General features: G+C 37.5%; 15 protein-coding genes. 6 read left to right on the top strand and 9 right to left on the bottom strand.

The window, feature by feature from the left end:
- Positions 1-408 precede the first annotated feature (408 nt).
- Positions 409-2,403: a 5'-nucleotidase C-terminal domain-containing protein gene (locus DJ533_RS02565; protein ID WP_065995222.1), complete on the bottom strand. Its 1,995-nt coding sequence runs from the start codon at positions 2,401-2,403 to the stop codon at positions 409-411.
- Between the two features lie 324 nt (positions 2,404-2,727).
- On the opposite strand from DJ533_RS02565, the gene DJ533_RS02560 reads away from it, so the two are divergent.
- The 4 genes from DJ533_RS02560 to erpA all read left to right on the top strand — a co-directional run bounded on the left by DJ533_RS02560 (position 2,728) and on the right by erpA (position 6,779).
- Positions 2,728-3,732: a putative solute-binding protein gene (locus DJ533_RS02560; protein ID WP_065995221.1), complete on the top strand. Its 1,005-nt coding sequence runs from the start codon at positions 2,728-2,730 to the stop codon at positions 3,730-3,732.
- Between the two features lie 388 nt (positions 3,733-4,120).
- Positions 4,121-5,125 carry a putative solute-binding protein gene (locus DJ533_RS02555; RefSeq protein ID WP_065995220.1) on the top strand — a complete coding sequence of 335 codons (1,005 nt, stop codon included), beginning with the start codon at positions 4,121-4,123 and terminating at the stop codon, positions 5,123-5,125.
- Between the two features lie 180 nt (positions 5,126-5,305).
- Positions 5,306-6,310 carry a putative solute-binding protein gene (locus DJ533_RS02550; protein WP_065995219.1) on the top strand — a complete coding sequence of 335 codons (1,005 nt, stop codon included), beginning with the start codon at positions 5,306-5,308 and terminating at the stop codon, positions 6,308-6,310.
- A 133-nt stretch (positions 6,311-6,443) separates the two neighbouring features.
- Positions 6,444-6,779, top strand: a complete 336-nt coding sequence (erpA, locus tag DJ533_RS02545; protein WP_065995218.1) for an iron-sulfur cluster insertion protein ErpA — start codon at positions 6,444-6,446, stop codon at positions 6,777-6,779.
- Positions 6,780-6,839: 60 nt separating this feature from the next.
- Here erpA and DJ533_RS02540 read toward each other — a convergent pair whose 3' ends face one another.
- The gene (locus DJ533_RS02540; protein ID WP_065995217.1) at positions 6,840-7,679 is read right to left on the bottom strand and encodes an alpha/beta fold hydrolase; all 840 of its coding nucleotides are present in this window, start codon (positions 7,677-7,679) and stop codon (positions 6,840-6,842) included.
- 105 nt (positions 7,680-7,784) lie between these two features.
- Entirely contained in the window at positions 7,785-8,912 is a 1,128-nt protein-coding gene (locus DJ533_RS02535) for an anhydro-N-acetylmuramic acid kinase (protein WP_065995216.1), read from the bottom strand.
- 80 nt (positions 8,913-8,992) lie between these two features.
- Here DJ533_RS02535 and tyrS point away from each other — a divergent pair, with 80 nt between their 5' ends.
- Entirely contained in the window at positions 8,993-10,207 is a 1,215-nt protein-coding gene (gene tyrS, locus DJ533_RS02530; protein ID WP_065995226.1) for a tyrosine--tRNA ligase, read from the top strand.
- A gap of 116 nt (positions 10,208-10,323) precedes the next feature.
- Here the strand turns inward: tyrS and DJ533_RS02525 are convergent, their stop codons facing one another.
- Positions 10,324-11,349, bottom strand: a complete 1,026-nt coding sequence (locus DJ533_RS02525; protein WP_171488584.1) for a putative solute-binding protein — start codon at positions 11,347-11,349, stop codon at positions 10,324-10,326.
- A gap of 221 nt (positions 11,350-11,570) precedes the next feature.
- Here DJ533_RS02525 and DJ533_RS02520 point away from each other — a divergent pair, with 221 nt between their 5' ends.
- Positions 11,571-13,508 carry an ATP-binding cassette domain-containing protein gene (locus tag DJ533_RS02520; RefSeq protein ID WP_065995215.1) on the top strand — a complete coding sequence of 646 codons (1,938 nt, stop codon included), beginning with the start codon at positions 11,571-11,573 and terminating at the stop codon, positions 13,506-13,508.
- Between the two features lie 566 nt (positions 13,509-14,074).
- Here DJ533_RS02520 and DJ533_RS02515 read toward each other — a convergent pair.
- The 5 genes from DJ533_RS02515 to dnaA form a co-directional block, all read right to left on the bottom strand.
- Positions 14,075-14,440, bottom strand: coding sequence for a hypothetical protein (locus tag DJ533_RS02515; RefSeq protein WP_065995214.1), 366 nt, complete (start codon positions 14,438-14,440; stop codon positions 14,075-14,077).
- Between the two features lie 177 nt (positions 14,441-14,617).
- Positions 14,618-17,089 (bottom strand): DNA topoisomerase (ATP-hydrolyzing) subunit B, encoded by a 2,472-nt coding sequence (gene gyrB / locus DJ533_RS02510; protein ID WP_065995213.1) that lies wholly within the window; start codon positions 17,087-17,089, stop codon positions 14,618-14,620.
- Positions 17,090-17,141: 52 nt separating this feature from the next.
- Complete coding sequence (gene recF / locus DJ533_RS02505; protein ID WP_065995212.1) at positions 17,142-18,224, bottom strand: DNA replication/repair protein RecF; 1,083 nt, start codon at positions 18,222-18,224, stop codon at positions 17,142-17,144.
- 23 nt (positions 18,225-18,247) lie between these two features.
- On the bottom strand, positions 18,248-19,396 hold the full coding sequence (gene dnaN / locus DJ533_RS02500) for a DNA polymerase III subunit beta (protein WP_065995211.1): 1,149 nt from the start codon (positions 19,394-19,396) through the stop codon (positions 18,248-18,250).
- Positions 19,397-19,509: 113 nt separating this feature from the next.
- Entirely contained in the window at positions 19,510-20,901 is a 1,392-nt protein-coding gene (gene dnaA / locus DJ533_RS02495) for a chromosomal replication initiator protein DnaA (protein WP_065995210.1), read from the bottom strand.

Below are 20,901 nucleotides of genomic sequence, written 5' to 3'. Positions count from 1 at the left end.
ACAATGTACTGAAAACATTTATATTCTTTCAAAGTTTCTAAGTTCTACACGCAATTTAGCGCATTTAGTTTTATATGGTTTTATCGTAAACCAGCATAGATTACTTGAATAAACAACATGATTTTTCTCCCGAATATTCCAAATAGACATGCTTTTGGATCAATGAAAAGGCGGGTTAAATCAAGATATTATGGTCATCCTGCAACCAGTAAGGTGGAGATTGTGATCTTGTCAAAGGCAACGCTACAAGATCAATAAAAAGTAAAGCTTAAAGTTGGATTCATTATTGATTTTAAGCCACCACGGCTTATTTTGGGCGTTATTCTAATTGTGCATTTTTCAAACTGCAAGTTATTTTCTGTATAAAAAACAAAAATCCTGCTAGGCAGGATTTTTGTAAGGTTCAATTTATTGGGTTTGCGTTTTCGCAACATCAACAAACTGTTGAGTACTATATGCTTCTGTTGGCAATTTATTAATTTTCTTTTGTCCTATTTGTCCCGCCAAGCCTTGCGTATACTTTAAAAAGGCTTCGGCATAATCCAAACCGACATTGGAACGACGATCCCCAGTAATACTACTTAAAGTCGTATAACCGTCTTTACCATTTGCCAAGAAATCAATCGTCACGATTTTATAGGTTTTATTTAAATCTAAAGCATCATATTTACCATCTTGATTGCGGACTTGAAGCTGGGTTAAACGCTGACCTTTATTTTTGCTAAAATCAACATTCCAACGTAAACCGCCCGTATATGGATAGCTGCCTGTATTATTGGCAATTACACTGTCGATCGCATCTTCTAAAGTGGCTTTGACTTCTGCACCCGTTAGATGCAGTTCAACCAAGGTATTTTTAAATGGTAATACACTATAAATCTTACCCACGGTGACATTGCCTTGTGCAACATCTTCACGTACTCCCCCACCATTTTGGATGGAAATATCTGCACCAAAGAACGCTTTACCTTGTTGTAAGAAAGCTTCAGCAATGATCTGTTGAATATCACCACCATGTTGATCGACATGGGTGTTTTTATTACACACATCCCCCAAAGTCGAACGTCCCACATCACGTTGAGTACCTGGCACACGGCGTGAACACAAATTATCTGTCGCTTGTCCAACGACTTCTTCTGCAAACTTTTGTTTTTGGGTTTGATACGGTTTTAGCACATTTAACGTTTTTGGATCAGGCTGAATAAAATTAAATGGCACTTGATCTGCTTTAATTTGATTTAAAATAAGATCTTTTTCAGCCACACTGATATTGGGAATCTCATCACGATTATAGATTTTTTGCTGTGCTGGACTTTTACCCGCATTAAATTGCATTAAATCCGCATTATATTTTTTAATGTCTGCGGTACGTTTAATGTCTTCGCCTAGAAGTAGATGTGGTGTCCCTGTACAGCTGGCAATTTTCCCATCTTTGTCAAATTTCACATTTAACTCACCGACAATATTGCTATATTCCCAAGCTTGCGCAACACAAACTGCCTCACCATTTTTATTTTTAAGTTGGGTTGGATAAGCGCCTTCAGGACTTAAACTATATTTTTTTAAACTTTTTGGTCCAAGTAAGGTATGTGAATCTCCCCCTACAATCACATCCACATCAGTCAACGCAGTCGCTAATTTCTGGTCAAGGTCATAACCGACATGCGTTTGTAAAATAATATTTTTAATGCCTTGCGCTTTTAACTGATCAATTTCTTTTTGTGCAGTCACAATCTCATCTGCGAAAGTCGTATCTGAGTTAGGTTGTGATGAATTTTTGGTTTTTCCTGCAATGGTCAAACCAATCACCGCAAACTTCACTCCATCTTTTTCAAAGATTTGAGATTTTTGAATACGATTAGTTTTATATAAGGGTGAAGATGCACCAAAGCTCACATTGGCAGATAAAATTTTAGTTTTTTCCTTACAATTGCCTTGATCTAAAAAGTCTATAAATTTTTTCAAACCAACATCGGTCGAATCGAACTCGTGATTACCCAAGGTAAAAGTGTCAAAACATACTGTATTCATGGCATCAGCATCCGCCTTGCCATCGGTTAGGTTATAATATAAATCACCTGTAATCGCATCGCCTGCATGCATTTTAAAGACATTTTTCTTTTCAGCTGCCAACTGATTGATCATCGCAGTAACACGCGCAAAACCTCCTTTGCCTGCATTAAAATCTTCATCGCCATGTCCCACATTGGCTTTTAAGGCAAAACCATCTTTGTCTTCATCTAAATGTGAATGATGATCATTGATATGTAGAATATTTAATTCTAAGCTTTTATTTTCAACAGGCGGTTGAACAACTACAACATCTTTGTCGTCATTACATGCGGTAAACATCACGCATAAAGGTAAAATAGCCAAAACTCTTTTTTTATTTAAATATTGCATAAGGCACTCTAAGATCATTTTGTATATAAACTCATTGTGGCGTGAAAATATTTAGCTTTTATGAATATAATTTGAACATTTATTTAAAATTTTAATTTTAAAAATATCAGTTAAAATCATGTATTTTAAAAATTAATTAAAATATTTTTTAAAACAAATACAACTTTGCACTTAAGCTAATCAGCCTCTTTGATCTCCATTTCGTTTTCGCAACTTAGATTCAATACGACCGCTCAGCGCATAGTATTTGATCAGTTACTTACTCTATGCTAAAACAGATAAAAATGTGTAAATTCAGATGGATAAAATATTAAGGAAATAAAAATGAAAAATAAATTATTTTTGATATGTAGTTTAGGTCTATTCATATCACCTTTAGCTCAAGCAAAACAAAATGTTTGCGTATTTGATTTACTGGGAAAAGCAGGTGAATCCTATAAAATTATGGAAGAATGGGCCTTAGCTGCTAAAAATTGGGGTGCAGACATTAACCTCATTGCATATAAATCAGAAGAACAAGCAGATAATGATTTTAAAACTGATAAATGTGACGCGGTTGCCATGACCACAATGCGCTCACGTGAATACAATAAGTTTGGAGGATCATTAGATGCTTTAGGCAGTGTGCCAAGCTACTCTATTGCCGAAAAAGCCATTGTTTATGCTTTAGATCGACGCAATGCACAAAGACTCACCTCTGTTAAAAATGGAGTTAAATATGAACTCGTTGCAATTAGTCCTATTGGTTTAGCTTATATTTTTGTACGTGACCGTGCAATGAACAATATAGATAAAGCCAAAGGTAAAAAAGTGGCGTATTTAAGCTATGACATCGCTCAGAAAACAGCTATTGAACGGATTAATGCGGTTGGGGTTCCTTCTAATATCTCAAATTTTGTAAATAGATTTAATAATGGCGAAGTAGATGCTGTACCTTCACCAGCATATGCATTTAAACCACTTGAAATACATAAGGGTTTAGGAACAAAAGGCGCGATGTTTACTTATCCTGTATTGCATGTAACGGCAAATGTCATTATCAAAGCAGATAAATTTCCACTAGGTTTTGGTAATAAGTCTCGTACTTGGTCAACAAAACGTTTGCCGCAATCTTTTAAAATGATCCAACGCTTAGAGGCAGAAATTCCTGCAAAATATAAACTTACCATTTCTAAAGAAGATCAAATCCGATATCAAAAATTATTACGGGATGGACGAATCGAATTAACTCAACGTGGCGTCTACGATGCAACCATGATGTCCGTACTAAAAAGAGCACGTTGTACAGTAGATCGCACTAATTTTGAATGTTCATTAACAGACGAATAATGTTTAGTTTTCATATTTTTAAGATTGAATAATCCCTATCAGTCGCAAGCTGATCAGGCAGGTGACTGATGAGGATGGAAATAAAAATAGATTTTTATATAATCAAAAACAAAATGTTACGATTATTTTATTTTAGTTTTTAATATTAAAAACTAACATTTATCTAAAAAACAATCATGAAAATAAATTATATGATTAAAATACAGCATCTTAAATATAATTGTCTATATATACCTCATTATCTCTTAACGTGAAAAATAAAATAATGCAATGGTTCAAAATATACAAAAAAATGGAGTAAAAGCTCTATTTTTTTTAAAAAAAGTTGATTAATATGACGGTTAAAAGAAACTCCAATTATGGATGTATAATTGACAAGGACCAAAATATGAAAAAAATAGCTTTAGCTGCCGCTACAATCTTAGGTTTGAGTACAACAGCTGCAAATGCTGCAATTAATGTTTGTGTATTTGATTTATTAGGTAAATCTGGTGAATCTTTCCAAATGGCTCAAGAGTGGGCATTAGCTGCAAAAGGTTGGGGTGCAGATGTTACTTTAATTCCGAAACAAGACGAAGCTGTTGCAGATAACGATTTTAAAGCTGGTAAATGTGATGGCGTATTCATGACTGCAATGCGTGCTCGTCAATACAACAAATTTGTTGGCTCGATCGATTCTCTAGGTGGTGTACCAAGTAATGCAATCGCGCAAAAAGCAATTACTTTCGCTTTAGATGCGCGTAATGCAAGCAAAATGGTGTCTAACCTTGGCGGTAAAAAATACGAAGTTGCAGGTGTGGCACCTTTAGGTTCGGCATTCATTTTTGTTCGTGACAAAAATATCAACTCAATTGAAAAAGCTGCAGGTAAGAAATTCGCAGTTTTAGGTTATGACCAAGCACAAAAAGTGATTGTTCAACGTGTCGGTGCGCAAGCAGTTATTTCTGATATTTCGAACTTTGCTGCGAAATTTAACAATGGTCAAGTGGATATGATTGGTGCGCCAGCATATGCATACAAACCATTAGAGTTAAACAAAGGTTTAGGTTCAAATGGTGCAGTATTCAACTTCCCTGTAATGCAAATTACAGCTGATTTCTTGATTCGCCCAGAAAAATTCCCTGCAGGTTTTGGTCAAAAATCACGTGATTACTTTGTGAAGAACTTGCCGAAGAGCTTTGCAATGATCAATCGTTTAGAAGCATCGATTCCTGCAAAGTATAAAGTCAACTTAACTGCCGATGACAAATTAAAATATCAAAAAATGATGCGTGACGGTCGTTTAGAATTAACTAAAATGGGTGTTTACGATCCTAGTATGATGTCGGTACTTAAAAAAGCACGTTGTTCTGTCGACAAAGCGAATTTTGAATGTAGCTTAGCTGGCGAATAATGTTGATTTAAAACGAAAAACCCAGAATTTGTTCTGGGTTTTTTTCTGTTTTTAATTTGTCATTTAAGTCATTGTTGCATAAATCATTAACACTTAATCTTATACCATCTGCCTGAGCAAGAAAATTCCTTAGGCCGTACATATTACAAAAATAATTTGATCATGGAATGGAAAAATAAAATGAAATACTCCAAAACCCTGTTAGTGGCTGCAAGTTTATGTGCTGCAGTTTCTACCGTACAAGCCAAACAAGTCATGTGTGTATTTGACTTAGTCGGTAAAAATGGTGATGTTTTTAATCTTATGAAAGATTACCAACTCGCTGCAAAATCTTGGGGCGCTGACATAGAGCTCAAAGTTAATCAAAATGAAGCCGTGATCGCAGAAGACTTCAAAGCTGGGAAATGTGACGGTATCAGCGTAACAGGTATGCGTGGTCGTCAGTTCAACAATTTTACAGGTTCTTTAGATGCAATTGGTGCTATTCCTGATCTAAATCTTGCAGTAAAAATTATGCAGGGTTTAACCTCACCAAACTTTGCAAAACATATGACTAATGGACAATATGAAGTGGTCGGTGTCATCCCTGTGGGTGATGCCTTTTTAATGGTGAATGACCGCAATATTAATACGGTTGCTAAAGCTGCTGGTAAAAAAATAGCAGTGCTCGACTATGACCAAGCACAAAAAATCATGGTTCAACAAATCGGTGCGCAAGCAGTGAGCGCAGATGTCACTAACTTTGGTGCAAAATTCAATAATGGACAAGTCGATATTATTGGTGCACCTGCTGCGGTATTTAAACCTTTAGAATTACATAAAGGGTTAGGTAGCAAAGGCGCAATTGTAAATTATCCAATTTTACAAGTCACAGGTAACTTAATTATCCGTAAAGATAAATTTCCAGAAGGTTTTGGACAAAAGTCACGAGATTGGGTAAAAGGACAACTGCCACGCGCTTTTACGATTCTTGGAAAAATGAAAGCTGACATTCCTGCAAAATATTGGATGCAAGTCCCTGCGGGTGACAAACCTGGCTATCAAAAACTGATGCGTGAGTCTCGTATCAGTTTGACCAAGCAAGGAGTTTATAATAAACAAATGATGAAATTATTATGGCAATTCCGCTGTAAGAATGACCCTAAAAATTTTGAATGTGCCTTACAAGATGAAAACTACAAGTAATTTGAGTTAATACCCAACAAAATTACTCAGAATTCACTTTAAAGTTCACAGACTGACCATATATTGAGTATACTATATATGGTCTTTTTATTTGAAAAAGACACTATTCAAACTCGTTTGAGGAATATCCCCCATGAATGCCCAAGCTCTTGAACTAACTGATAATGCAGCGAATAAAGTTCGTCAACTTCGTGATAGTGAAGGTAATCAAGAACTTATGTTACGTGTATATGTAACAGGTGGTGGCTGCTCAGGATTTTCTTATGGTTTTAATTTCGCAGAAAGCATGAATGACGACGATGCTGAATTTAGTAATGGTGATGTCAAAGTATTGGTGGACTCTCTTAGCTATCAATATTTAGTAGGTTCAAAGGTCGACTATATCGAAGGTTTGGAAGGTTCTCGCTTTATTGTAGATAATCCAAATGCGACAACCACTTGCGGTTGTGGTTCTTCATTCTCGATCTAAGATCAGAACATATTTTTATCATGCCCTCAGATTTGAGGGCATTTTAATTTATACAACAGTTTAAGCTACAGCTTCTAAAATGTATGCGCTGAGTTCTTTGGCATTTTGTACAGGAATCCAATGCGTTGCATCCATAATAATTTCTTTATAGGGTGCTTTGACAAATCGGTGATTCAACGCCACGCTTTTTGCCCCAACAGCACTGTCATGTTTCCCCCAAATAAATAAAGTGGGTACAGTGATCGGTTTTAGTAAATTTCGATTAGAGCTAAACGGCAAACCGCGATACCAATTTAATGCAAAAGTTAATCTTTTTTCATCTACCATTTCTTTTTTAAAATTATCCAATTGCTGCTGTGTCATTCCTGAGTTTTTGAGCAATCCTAATCCTATTTTTGGAAATTTTTCAAACAGTAATTCAGGAATTTTAGGGAGTTGAAATAAGCCCATATAATAGGATTTGAATAATTGATTACTTTTCAACATTGCTTGCATAAATGCTGCTTTATGCGGTACTGAAACGGTAATCAGATGCTTGATTTTCTTTGGATAATGCTGTGCCACATCCCAAGCCACCACTGCGCCCCAATCATGCCCAACTAAATAAACAGGCTGTCCGATCAGATCAAGTAAAGTATTGATATCTTCAAGCAAAGCTGAGCCACGATAATCACAGCGTTTTTGAGGTTGTGCGCCCAAACTATAACCACGTTGATTGACTGCTAAAGTCCGATAACCTGCCTGATTTAAAATTTCAGAAGTTTCCTGCCAACTTTTATTGGTTTCAGGGAAACCGTGTAATAACACGAAAATTTGTCCATCTAATGTTCCTGTATCAATCACATCAAAACTTAGATTTTCTCGTTGAAATGATGTGATGCGTTGTTTTGAAATATCCATTTTTTACTTCTTATTTGGCGATAAATATTACTTTTAACACACTAACAGCAAAGCAAAGGTCAAAATTGTTCAACAACATTGACCTTGAGGATAAGATTTAAAAAATCATACTGCCGTGATCGTACCTAAAATACGATAACCACTTGCACCTGTGACAGCGGGTAAATTAGCACTGAGTTGATGATCAAAGCGCATCGCTAGCCATGCAAAAGCTGTTGCTTCCACCCAGGTAGGAGAAAGTCCCAAAGCAGATGAAGTTTGCACAGACCAGTTATGTTTACGCAAACGCCAGCGCAACTGTTCTAACAAATGCGAGTTATATGCTCCTCCCCCACAAACATAGACTTCACCTGTATCTAAAGGCGAACGGTAAATCGCTTTTTTAATCGCACGAGTAGTCAGCTTCATCAAAGTTGCTTGGATATTTTCAGGTGTATCTTCCAACTCATTATATTCAATGTCATTACGCCAATCTGAAATCTGTTCATCTAACCATTCTAAATTGAAGTCTTCACGCCCCGTACTTTTAGGTGGTTCTTTTGAAAAGAAATCATGTGCTTGTAAGCGATCCAACAAACTACGAATCGGTTGTCCATAGGCTGCCCAATTGCCATTTTCATCATAAGGCTGCCCTGTATAACGATGACACCAAGCATCCATCAAAATATTGGCAGGTCCTGTGTCAAAGCCATAAACACCTTCTGGATTGCCAGCAGGCAATAAACTGACATTCGCAATCCCCCCCAAATTTAAAATCACACGATGAATGGTTGGATGTTGAAATAAGGCTTGATGAAATGCAGGAACCAATGGTGCACCTTGTCCACCTGCTGCCATATCTCGACGGCGAAAATCTGAAATTACAGGAATTTGCGTGATTTCAGTGATGATATTTGGATCACCGATTTGCAGAGTAAAACCATGTTCCGGACGGTGACGAATGGTTTGCCCATGTGAGCCAATGGCTTTGATTTGTGATTTATCTAAATTATTTTCTGCAATCAGTTGGTTGATGGCATTTCCAATCATGCTTGCAAGCGCAACATCTGCTTTGCCCATTCGATCAATTTCATTGTCACTTGGTAAAGTCAATGCCATTAATTCATCCCGTAAATCGGGATCAAAAGGCATCGTCAAAGTGGCATGAATCTGTAAAGGATCAAATGAAGCGGCAACAAAATCGACGCCGTCCATGCTGGTTCCAGTCATTACGCCAATATAGATTGTTGTCATGAGATATTCTTCGCCTGCATTTTGCTGAAAAAATGTTAGTATATCGCACAAATGAAATAACTGATGTATTGGATTTTGTGATGTCTAATTTCCTACCCGCGGAAGAACAACTTGCCCTCATTCAACGAGGCACCCACGAAATTATTTCTGAAGAGGATCTTTTAAAGAAACTCAAGGAAAATCGTCCCTTAAAGATTAAGGCAGGCTTTGATCCAACTGCACCCGATTTGCATTTTGGTCATACGGTATTGATCAATAAATTAAAAACCTTCCAAGATCTAGGTCATGAAGTGACATTCTTGATTGGTGACTATACTGCAATGATCGGTGATCCATCAGGTAAAAGTGCAACTCGCCCACCTTTGTCACGTGAACAAGTTGAAGCCAATGCAAAAACTTATCAAGAACAAGTGTTTAAAATTCTTGATCCAAATAAAACCAAAGTGCGTTTTAACTCAGAATGGTTTAATCAACGTACTGCGGCAGACTTAATTCAGCTTGCATCTCAACAAACTGTTGCACGTATGTTAGAACGTGATGATTTCACCAAGCGCTATAACAGTCAGCAACCCATTGCAATTCATGAGTTTTTATATCCATTGGTTCAAGGCTATGACTCGATTGCACTTGAAGCTGACGTCGAAATGGGCGGCACAGACCAAACCTTTAACTTGCTGATGGGGCGTACTTTGCAAGGTCGTTATGGTCAAGAGTCGCAAGTGTGTATCACTGTACCGATTCTTGAAGGTTTAGATGGCGTCAATAAAATGTCTAAATCTTTGGGCAACTATATCGGTGTATTTGATGCACCAGGAACGATGTATCAAAAAGTGTTGTCTATGCCAGACAGCTTAATTGAGCGTTATTTTGATCTTTTGAGCTTTAAATCATTAGATGAAATTGCGGTTTTACTGAAAGAAATCGAAGATGGTCGCAACCCTCAAGAAGTGAAGAAAATTCTTGCACTTGAATTGGTTGAGCGTTTCCATGGTGCGGAAGCAGCTGAACATGCACATAAAGGCGCAGGGAATTTAATTACTGAAGGTGAGCTTCCTGAAGGCACACCTGAAATTACGATTTCTCGTGCTGAATTTGGCGGTGAAGTTTCGATTATTTCAATTCTGCGTGCAGCAGGTTTAACCAAAAACTCAGCGCAATCGAAAGATGCTGTTTCACGTGGAGCCGTGAAAGTCGATTGGGAAGTGGTTGATGGGAGTTACATGGTCAAAGAAAATGTAACTTTAATCATTCAAGCAAGTAAAAAAGCCATTGCAAAAGTGACATTTACTGACTAGAACGTATTTATAGCATGAAATAGCGACCTTAATTTTAGGTCGCTATTTTGATATGATGTAGTTAAAAAATAAACTTTATCACTTTTATATTTATATAAGTTTTTAATCCACTTCTCTTATTCATCCATTAAAGAACATTCAAAGTTTGTACGGTCAATTGTACATCTTGCTCTTTTTAATACCGACATCATTTGCTGATCATAAACGCCTTGTTTCGTAAGCTCTATGCGAGCTTCTCGTATCACCATTTGATATTTAATAGTTTGCTCTTTGGTCAAGTTGAGTTTGTATTTCGCAGGGATGTCCCGCTCTGTCCTGTTCACATACTGTAATGTTCTCGGTAGATTTTTGATGAAAATTTCTCTTGAATTTACACCAAAGTTTTGAGGGAACTTATCTGGGCGCACAACCATGAGCATGGTTACATTTACCACAGGAAATACCACCACAGCACCCTTCGCCCCTAAACCTTTATGCATTTCAAATGGTTTATATAAATAAGCAGGTGCAGCTGTCATATCCACTTGATTATTATTAAATTTGGAAACCAAATTAGAAATTTCTGAGGATACTGGTATCGCTTTAATTTTTCTTAACATATATCTTTGTGCAACATCATAGCCCAAAAACGAAAACTTCTGCCCTTCCAAATCTTTGATAGGGTCTTGTGGATTTTTAATTTGATTATATTTTACAAATAAATAAGCAGTTCCTATTTGATCAATTCCAGCAACTTCAAAACTCTCGCCATTCACCTTAGACAACATACGTCTAGCATTTCTTTTATCTAAGGCATAGCGAATGGCTTTTTCAGCGATGCTAATGTTGGGTACAGCACCTAAAGCATCAATAGAACCCGCAAATTTATTATAATATCGTGCTCTCAATGATGTTAGATAAACACCATCACATTTACCTGCTTTAAATGCAGCATCGGCATCTTCTTCTTTAGGATACGGAATGAGTTTAATGTCAGCATTCACTTTCTGTGATGCTAAAGCCCACTCTTCCATTCCTTTAAAAATATCACCTGAACGCCCTTGTACGTCAAACACGCATACTGTTTGTTTTGCTTGTGCAAATGTTGAGCTCATTAACACACCAGAAAGTAATGCACTCGCACTTAATATTTTTATATTCAACACAGATGATTTCTCCTTTTTTAAATTTTCATTCCGTTTTAATTAAGACTTGTATCACAAATAAGCATATTTATGTATATTTATCTAAAACTTATAGATAAAACGCAGCAATGTCCTTTCTCATTTTACTATTCAACATCAAGTAAATATTTTTATTACTTTGGTACAAACTGATTTATCTATTAAAATAGCACACCTAATTCCCAGTATAGTTTTTATTCATGATCCAGTTAGAACAACTTTCTTTACGCCGCGGTGGACGTGTTTTATTTCAAAAAGCATCCATGCAACTTCATCCAGGTTGGAAAATTGGTTTAACTGGAGTGAATGGTGCAGGCAAATCCACTTTATTTTCAGCATTGTTAGGTGGAATCGAGTCTGATAGCGGTAGCCTCACTCGTCCAAATGTTTGGACTGTGGCACATATGGCACAAGAAATCAAGGCCTTAGACATGAAAGCCATTGATTTTGTTCTGTCTGGTGATGAAGAATATTGGCAAATCCAACACCAACTCAATGATCCTCAAAATTTAAGCGATACTGATTTAGCACATTTATATAGCCGTTTTGATGAAATTCACGGCTATTCTGCTCCCTCCAAAGCATCGCAACTGATGGCAGGTTTAGGCTTTTTTGAACATCAATCTGAACTTTTGGTATCGAGTTTTTCAGGTGGCTGGCGCATGCGCCTCAATCTCGCACGTACGCTGATGAGTCGTTCAGATTTGCTATTACTCGATGAACCAACCAACCATTTAGATTTAGATGCTATTTTATGGTTAGAGGATTGGTTAAAAGCCTATGAAGGTACACTCATTCTGATTTCGCATGACCGTGATTTTTTAGATGCAATTACTGATCATATTCTACATATTGAAAATCAAGAATTAACATTATATACAGGGAATTATTCAACTTTTGAAATTACACGTGCAGAACGCTTAGCACAACAACAACAAGCATTTGAAAAACAAGAAGAAGCCAAAGCACATTTACAGAAATTTATTGATCGTTTTAAAGCCAAAGCCACTAAAGCTCGTCAAGCACAAAGCCGAATCAAACAACTTGAGCGTATGCAAGAACTTGCACCTGCGCATGTAGATACACCCTTTACCTTTAGTTTCCGTGAGCCAAGTAAAATGAGCTCACCTTTGTTGACATTGGAACATGCTGATATTGGTTACGGTGAAAAACTGATTGTGACCAATGTAAATTTACAAATCACACCAAGCAGCCGTATTGGTTTGTTGGGAATGAATGGTGCAGGTAAATCAACTTTAATTAAATCTCTAGTTGGTGATTTGACTTTAATCCAAGGGATCCGCAAACCGTCAGAATTATTGAATATTGGCTATTTTGCACAGCATCAAATGGATGCACTCGATGGCAATGCTAGCCCAATGCTGCAATTGGCACGTATTGCTGATCCTAAAATCAGTGAAGCAACTTTACGTTCATTCCTAGGGAGTTTTGGTTTTAGTGGTGAACGCATGGATACACCGAGTGAAAGTTTCTCAGGGGGGGAACGTGCGCGTTTAGCTTTGGCACTCATTGTTTGGTTAAGACCCAATGTGCTGATCTTAGATGAGCCTACTAACCATTTAGATTTAGATATGCGTCATGCTTTAACCATGGCATTACAAGATTTTGAAGGTGCTGTGGTATTAGTCTCACATGAACGTCAATTAATCGCCTCTGTTTGTGATGAGTTGATTTTGGTACACAATGGGCAAAGCAAAGAATTTGATGGTGACTTGCAAGATTATGCCCAATGGTTACGTCAAGCACGTGCTGAGATGATGAAAAATGGTCAGCAAACCGCTGCTCCTTTGAAATCGCAAGTTGAAGCAAAGCCTCAAGTATCCAAAATCGATAAAGAAGCTCAACGCAAATTAGCAGCTCAACGCCGAGAACAAACCCGTCCTATTCGTAAAAATATCGAAAAAATAGAAGCCCAAATCGGTAAAATTCAACCGCGTTTAGCAGACATCGAAGTATCTCTTGCAGATACAGCGCTATATGATGCCAGTCGTAAAGATGATTTACTTCAACTGATGAATGAACAGACTGAATTAAAAAATAAACTTGAGCAAGCAGAAGAACAAATGCTTGAACTCATGATGGAGCTTGAAGAACTGGAAAGCACTTTTAATGACTAATCCTTTATAAATCATCTTTTATCTAGAGAAAGCAGTTTAAAACTTCTTTCTCTTTTTATTTTCCCCATCTAATAATTAATTATCCTAAAAAAAAATTTATTTTCTATCTATTTCAGTACTATAAATCCAACCTAAACAATAAAAATTAACATATAAATTTTAGTTATGATTTAAACCTAAAACCGTGGAACATATTTAAAATACCAATATAAGATAAAACCCACTTATCGCTAAAACATATTAATAAATTATAACACTACTGTATCTAATTTTAAATTCATTTAATTTATCAACACACCACACCCTATGTTTTTGAATTCATTTTCACTGCTGAAGATTTACCATAAATAGATATAATTTCAGATAAGAAAGTTCATTTTTTATTTTTTTGCTCAATAATTTTGTTTAATTTTGGCTATTTTAACTAGATATTTTAAAGTTATCCACAGTTTATTTAAGATTTTTTGATTATTTTTAAATCAATTTACTCTTGGTTTTACGTCTTATTTATAAGAAAAAAGCACCTTAAAAATTACATTTAAGGTGCTTTTTTAACTTGCTCAACATCATAATCTGGCACTATTTTCCATTTCACAAAATCTTAACTCGGTGATTTTCCAATCTTCTTGAAAGATCCATTTTTCCTGAATAACTGTACTTTCATTTTCTAGGAAAATTTGTACTAAACATGCGGTTTGATCACGATTAAACTCATAATCTTCACTTTGGACATTCGGTTTTTGAGGTTTCCACACACCATTTTTAACCGCATGTGCGATCTTTTCATAACGGGTAAAATTACTTTCTACACGCCCTTCTTGCTCGTAGATCACCTTAAAATGCTGATCTTCGTACTGCGCTAAGACTTCATAATTGCCTGTAAAAAAAGCATTCACCCAAATATCACGGGTATACTCCAACCGATTATCCATAATTCTAGCCTCTTGTTTTATATACGATTATCTAAAAAATAATAGTGACATAAAAATAAGTCATTTTTATAAAAAAATCATGAATATACAAAGATTCTAAAGACGGATACAAAAGATAAAAAAATCCCTCTGAATCAGTGAATATTCAAAGGGATAAATTAAATAAAAGAAAATTAATTAAGCATCAATATCTGCATTTAAAGCATTTTCTTCAATAAACGCACGGCGAGGTTCAACATCATCCCCCATTAAGCATGCAAACATACGATCTGCTTCGATTGCATCATCTACAGTCACTTGCAGCATGTTACGGTTTTCAGGATCCATCGTAGTTTCCCAAAGCTGCTCCGCATTCATTTCACCCAAACCTTTATAGCGTTGGATCATCATGCCGCGGCGTGAATCAGAAAGAATATGCTGCCAAACTTGGTGGAAGTTGGATACATTAATTTTGCGCTCACCTTTTTGTAAATAAGCACCATCTTCAAGCAAGGTAAACCAACTTTTCGAGTTTTTCAGCAAACGAATATATTCACCTGAACCTAATAAACCAGCATCAAGTAAATAATGATGTGGCAAATTATGCACATAAATGGTCATGCGTGGAAAATAAACCGTTGAGCGAATACCTTCTGGATCTTCACGATCAAAACTTTCAAGGCTGAATTCTGGACGTAAACTTGGTTGTGCAGTTGCAATCGCTACACGTAATTTTTCCGCCCATTCTTTCACATAATTTTGATCATGATTTTGATCAAGCTTAAATGCATCTAAGCCCAATAAACCATCCAATAAAGTTGCAGGATAACGTACAGTCAAACGCTGCAAACTCTTTTGAGAAGTTTGATAATCCGCAATCACATTTGCCAACGCTTCACCACGAATCGCAGGTGCTTCTGCACTAATATGCAACTCTAATTCATCAATCGCATTTGAAATGAGGAAAGTTTCCAATGCCTCATTGTCTTTGATGTACTGTTCCTGTTTACCTTTTTTCAACTTGTACAATGGTGGTTGTGCAATATAAATATGACCACGTTCCACAAGCTCAGGCATTTGACGGAAGAAGAATGTCAATAACAATGTACGAATATGTGAACCATCTACATCCGCATCGGTCATGATAATGATTTTGTGATAACGCAATTTATCAGGATTGTATTCTTCACGCCCAATCCCACAACCTAATGCGGTGATCAAAGTACCAACTTCTTGCGAAGAAATCATCTTGTCAAAACGAGCACGTTCCACATTTAAGATTTTACCTTTCAACGGTAAAATCGCCTGCATCTTACGGTTACGACCTTGTTTTGCAGAACCGCCTGCAGAGTCACCCTCGACTAAGTAAAGTTCAGATAATGCTGGATCTTTCTCTTGGCAATCTGCCAATTTACCCGGTAAACCTGCAATATCTAAAGCACTTTTACGACGTGTCATTTCACGTGCTTTACGCGCTGCGTCACGGGCACGCGCTGCATCAATGATTTTGCCGGCAATCGATTTAGCCGCTTGTGGGTTTTCCAATAAATATTCAGAAAATGATTTATTCATCGCCTGCTCAACAGCAGGTTTTACTTCACTCGACACCAATTTTTCTTTGGTTTGAGATGAGAATTTTGGATCAGGTACTTTCACAGATACAATTGCAGTTAAGCCTTCACGTGCATCATCACCTGTGACTGCAACCTTTTCTTTCTTAAGAATATTTTCGCTTTCAAGATATTGGTTTAATCCCCGTGTTAATGCTGCACGGAAACCTGCCAAATGTGTACCACCATCTTTTTGTGGAATATTATTGGTAAAACAACGCACATTTTCTTGATAGGTGTCATTCCACTGTAAAGCGACTTCAACCGTAATCCCCGATTCAGCGATTTGTGACGTGAAATGGAAAATATCATTGAGATGGGTTTTACCTTGGTTAATATATTTTACAAACTCCGACAAACCACCTTCAAAATCAAAAATATGCTCAGCATGGATACGCTCATCACGTAAAATGATACGCACACCGGCATTTAAGAATGAAAGTTCACGCAAACGACGCGCTAAAATATCAACATTAAAAATCGTTTGGCTGAATGTTTCTGCACTTGGCCAAAAACGTACAGTGGTTCCTGTCAGCTCTGTATCACCAATAATTTTTAACGGATAAACGGGATCACCATGTTTATATTCTTGTTGGTGAATATGTCCTGCACGTTGAATGGTCAGTTCTAATTTGCTCGATAAAGCATTGACTACTGATACACCCACACCATGCAAACCGCCCGACACTTTATAACTGTTATCATCAAACTTACCGCCTGCATGCAGAATGGTTAAAATCACTTCTGCCGCAGACACCCCTTCTTCAGGGTGAATATCTGTAGGAATACCACGTCCATTGTCTGACACACTGACGGATTCATCTTCATGAATAGTCACGACAATTTCATCACAGTGACCTGCTAACGCCTCATCAATGGCGTTATCGACGACCTCAAACACCATATGGTGCAAGCCTGAACCATCATCTGTATCACCAATATACATTCCGGGACGCTTACGGACTGCGTCTAGACCACGTAATACTTTGATACTAGAGGAATCATAAGCCTTGTCAGTGGTTGGATCTGTTTGAGAAGCGATTTGATCTTCTGAACTCATGGTTTCTCCCTAGTGAAAAATAGGTCTAAATGAATTAGCGTAAAATAAAAAATCATGGCACAACACGTTGAACTTGACCGTTATCAACACTGAATAATTGGTAGGAAATAGACAAATCATGTAAATGTTTTTTTACTGAATCTTGATCCAAAGTCGTCAAAAAAACCTGACTTCCAAGTTGGCTTAATCGTTCAATTAAACGCTGTTGTGCAGTTAAATCTAATTCTGCTGTCACATCATCTAATAATACCACAGTTTCCTTATTACAGGCATGTAACATGGCAATTTGTGACAGTTTTAATGCCATAATGAGTAACTTCTTCTGTCCTCTGGAAAGTACTACATCCGCATCCCCTGTTAGGGTTTTTAAACGCAAGTCTGCCCGATGTGGACCGTACTCGGTATAGCGCCGCTCGATGTCTTTTTGATGGTATTGAATCAAATCCTGAGCCAAACCATGTTCCACATGGAACCCTGCACTATAGTCCATTTCAATACGTAAATTTGGTAATAACATCGCCAAATCCGCAGCCAAATAAGTTTTCCACTGTTCAACGATTTCTATGCGTTGTGAATGTAAAATTTCCCCGTACTCACTCAACATTTTATTCCAGGGTTCTAAATCATTTAAGCTGAGATTACGCTGGGTTTTTAGTAAACTATTGCGTTGCTTCAATGCACGTGAATAATATTGCCATGCATGATAAAAATCGGGTTCCACGTGAAACATGAGCCAATCTAGCAATTGTCGTCTAGGTTTTGCCCCATGATCAATGATATCGGTACTCAAGGGATCAATAAGCTGCAAAGGTAAAATTTTCGCTAGCTGTCCTTGGGTCGCAACCGAGTCACCATTGACCTTAATCACTTGCTCACCACTGAGTAATTTCTGCATCCCAATCTTTTCAGTTGAAGATTGTGCAAAAACCAAGGCATCAGCAGTTTCATTTTGGATGTAGTGTTTTGGCATATGTGTTCGAAACGAACGCCCTGTCGCCAATAAATGAATCGCCTCTAAAATAGAAGTTTTACCTGAACCATTTTTACCATAAAAGACATTAAACGGCTGCAACTCATGGAGTGCAACCGTTTTTAGATTTCGAACACGCTGTATATTAAGCCGTGTAATATGCATAATATCGAACGTTATACGTTAAATTAGACACGCATTGGCATCACAACATAAATTTGATTGTCTTGCGTTGGATCTTGTACCAATACGGACTGATTTGCTTCAGTCATGGTCATCGACACATCATCACCATCTAACACACCCAATACTTCTAAAATGTATTGCGCATTAAATGACATTTCCATCGGTGTATTGCTGTATTGGATCGCTAAATCTTCAACTGCTTCATCTTGCTCTGGGTTATTGGCACGTAATTGCAAAGAATCAGCGTTGAAATTTAAGAACACCCCACGTAATTTCTCATTACTTAAAATCGCTACACGCTGTAAAGATTGTTTAAATACATCATGTGCAATCAACACATTTTTATCGCCACCACGCGGAATCACACGGCGATAATCAGGGAATTTACCATCGATTAATTTTGTAGTGAAACGTACAGTAATATCACCTTGCTCTTTGTCACGGCTTGGTGCTTGGATGGTGACATTTAACAATTCACGCCCAATTAATAAAGTCAATTGGTCGTCTTCAATACTGAGTAAACGCTGTAATTCAGCAACTGCTTTACGTGGCACAATCGCTTGTACCAATTGCGTTGCAGTCGATTCAGCCAATGTTTCACACATTGCTAAACGGTGACCATCTGTAGTCACTGCACGTAATTGATTTTGATCAATTTCCAGCAAGGTACCGGTTAAATAAAAACGCACATCTTGTACTGCCATTGCAAAAGCAGTTTTTTCAAATAAGCGCTTTAACTCTCTTTCAGTCACTTGAACTTGGGTACCTTGACTATTTTCAGTGGTCAATAATGGATAATCTTCCGCAGGTAAAGTACCTAACACAAAGCGACTATTGCCAGATTTTAGGATACAACGCTGGTCTTCTGTAATTTGTAAATCAATCAATGCTGCTGTTGGTAAAGATTTACAAATATCCATGAGCTTACGTGCAGGCACAGTGGTTTGCCCTGCTTGAATACAAGCACCTTCAGCAAGGGTAGTACTTGCAACCAACTCCACTTCCAAGTCTGAACCAGTAATCGTCAAAGCTTGCTCTGTCGCTTGGATTTTAACGTTTGAAAGAATGTTTAAAGTATGGCGGCGTTCAACTGCGCCAACCACATTTGATAAAACATTGAGTAAGCTCTCTTTCGCGATTTTCAAACGCACGGTGGAATTCCTCTAAACTCTAAAATTGAAGATAGGTAAATAATAATATAGTTTTTAGCCCTGTACTATGCGGTAGATTATACCGCATTGCAAGAACAGAGTTTGATCAAAAATTAACTTTGAAGTAAGCGCATGAGGTTTTTATAATCCTCATTAAAAATCGGGTCTTCATTGCACAAGCTTTGCACTTTTTCACACGCATGCATCACAGTGCTATGGTCACGCCCACCAAATGCCATCCCGATCTCAGGAAAACTATCCCCTGTCAGTTCACGTGCTAAGCCCATTGCCAACTGGCGAGGACGTGCATAGATTCGTGTGCGTTTTGGTCCTACCAACTCTTTGAGTGGAATACGGAAATATTCACTGACCACACGCTGAATATTTTCAGTACTGATGGTACGTGCACGAATGGCAAGTACGTCCTTTAACGACTCACGCACTACATCCAGATCAATCGCTGAACCTTTGAAACGTGAAATTGCCACAACTTTATTTAAAGCGCCCTCCAACTCTCGCACATTGGCAACCACTTGTTGAGCGATAAATAAAGCACAATTTCGTGGTAAATCAATACCATTACTTTCGGCTTTTTTCAGCAAAATTTCGATACGTGTTTCAATATCTGGTGGCTCAACTCCAACCGATAGCCCCCAAGAAAAACGTGAAACTAAACGAGGATCAAGCTCTGTGAGTTCTTTCGGGTAACGATCTGAAGTCAAAATAATTTGTTTTGATTCATCCAGTAAGGCATTGAAAGTATAGAAAAATTCAACCAAACTTGCTTCTTTACCTGCCAATAAGTGAATGTCATCCACTAAAAGCAAATCTAATGAGCGACAATTTTTCTTAAACTCTTCAACTTTACCTTTTTGTAATGAGCTGACAAAATCTTGAACAAAACTTTCAGCAGTCATGTACATGACACGTGCATTGGGTTTTGCTTGCAACAAAGCGTTACCCACTGCTTGCATCAAATGGGTTTTACCCAAACCGGTAGGTCCATACAAAAACAACGGATTATGCTGGGATTCACCAAGTTGCGTGAGTACTTTACGACAGGTTTCTGCCGCCATTTGGTTAGATCGCCCTTCCACAAATAATGCAAAAGTAAACAGTGGGTTTAATAATTTCTTTTTCGCACTTTTCGTTGCAACAAGTTCTGACTCTTTGTCTTTTTTAGGTCTAGCACTTGGAATTACGACAGGTGTACTCTCCAAAGCAGCAGTGGTTGTAGCGGGCTGCTCAGCTGCTGACAAAATCGCACCCGGACGAGAATCCACCAAAATTTCAACTTTACGAATGCGCCCTTCAGAAAGTTGCTCAGCCAAAATGGTGATCAGTTCCAGATGATGCTCTTGAATATAGCGTGTCCAATAGGGATTGGGTGCATATAGCTTTAATGTATCGTCTGTCTCATCTGCAACCAAAGGACGAATCCACATGGCAAAGACATTATCAGAGAGCTCTTGTCGCAAGCGATTTAAGCAGTCTGTCCAAAGCAT

This window comes from Acinetobacter defluvii, assembly GCF_001704615.3.
GTDB lineage: Bacteria > Pseudomonadota > Gammaproteobacteria > Pseudomonadales > Moraxellaceae > Acinetobacter > Acinetobacter defluvii.
Note: the sequence above shows the minus strand (reverse complement) of the source record. Positions and strands in the feature narration are given on the sequence as shown.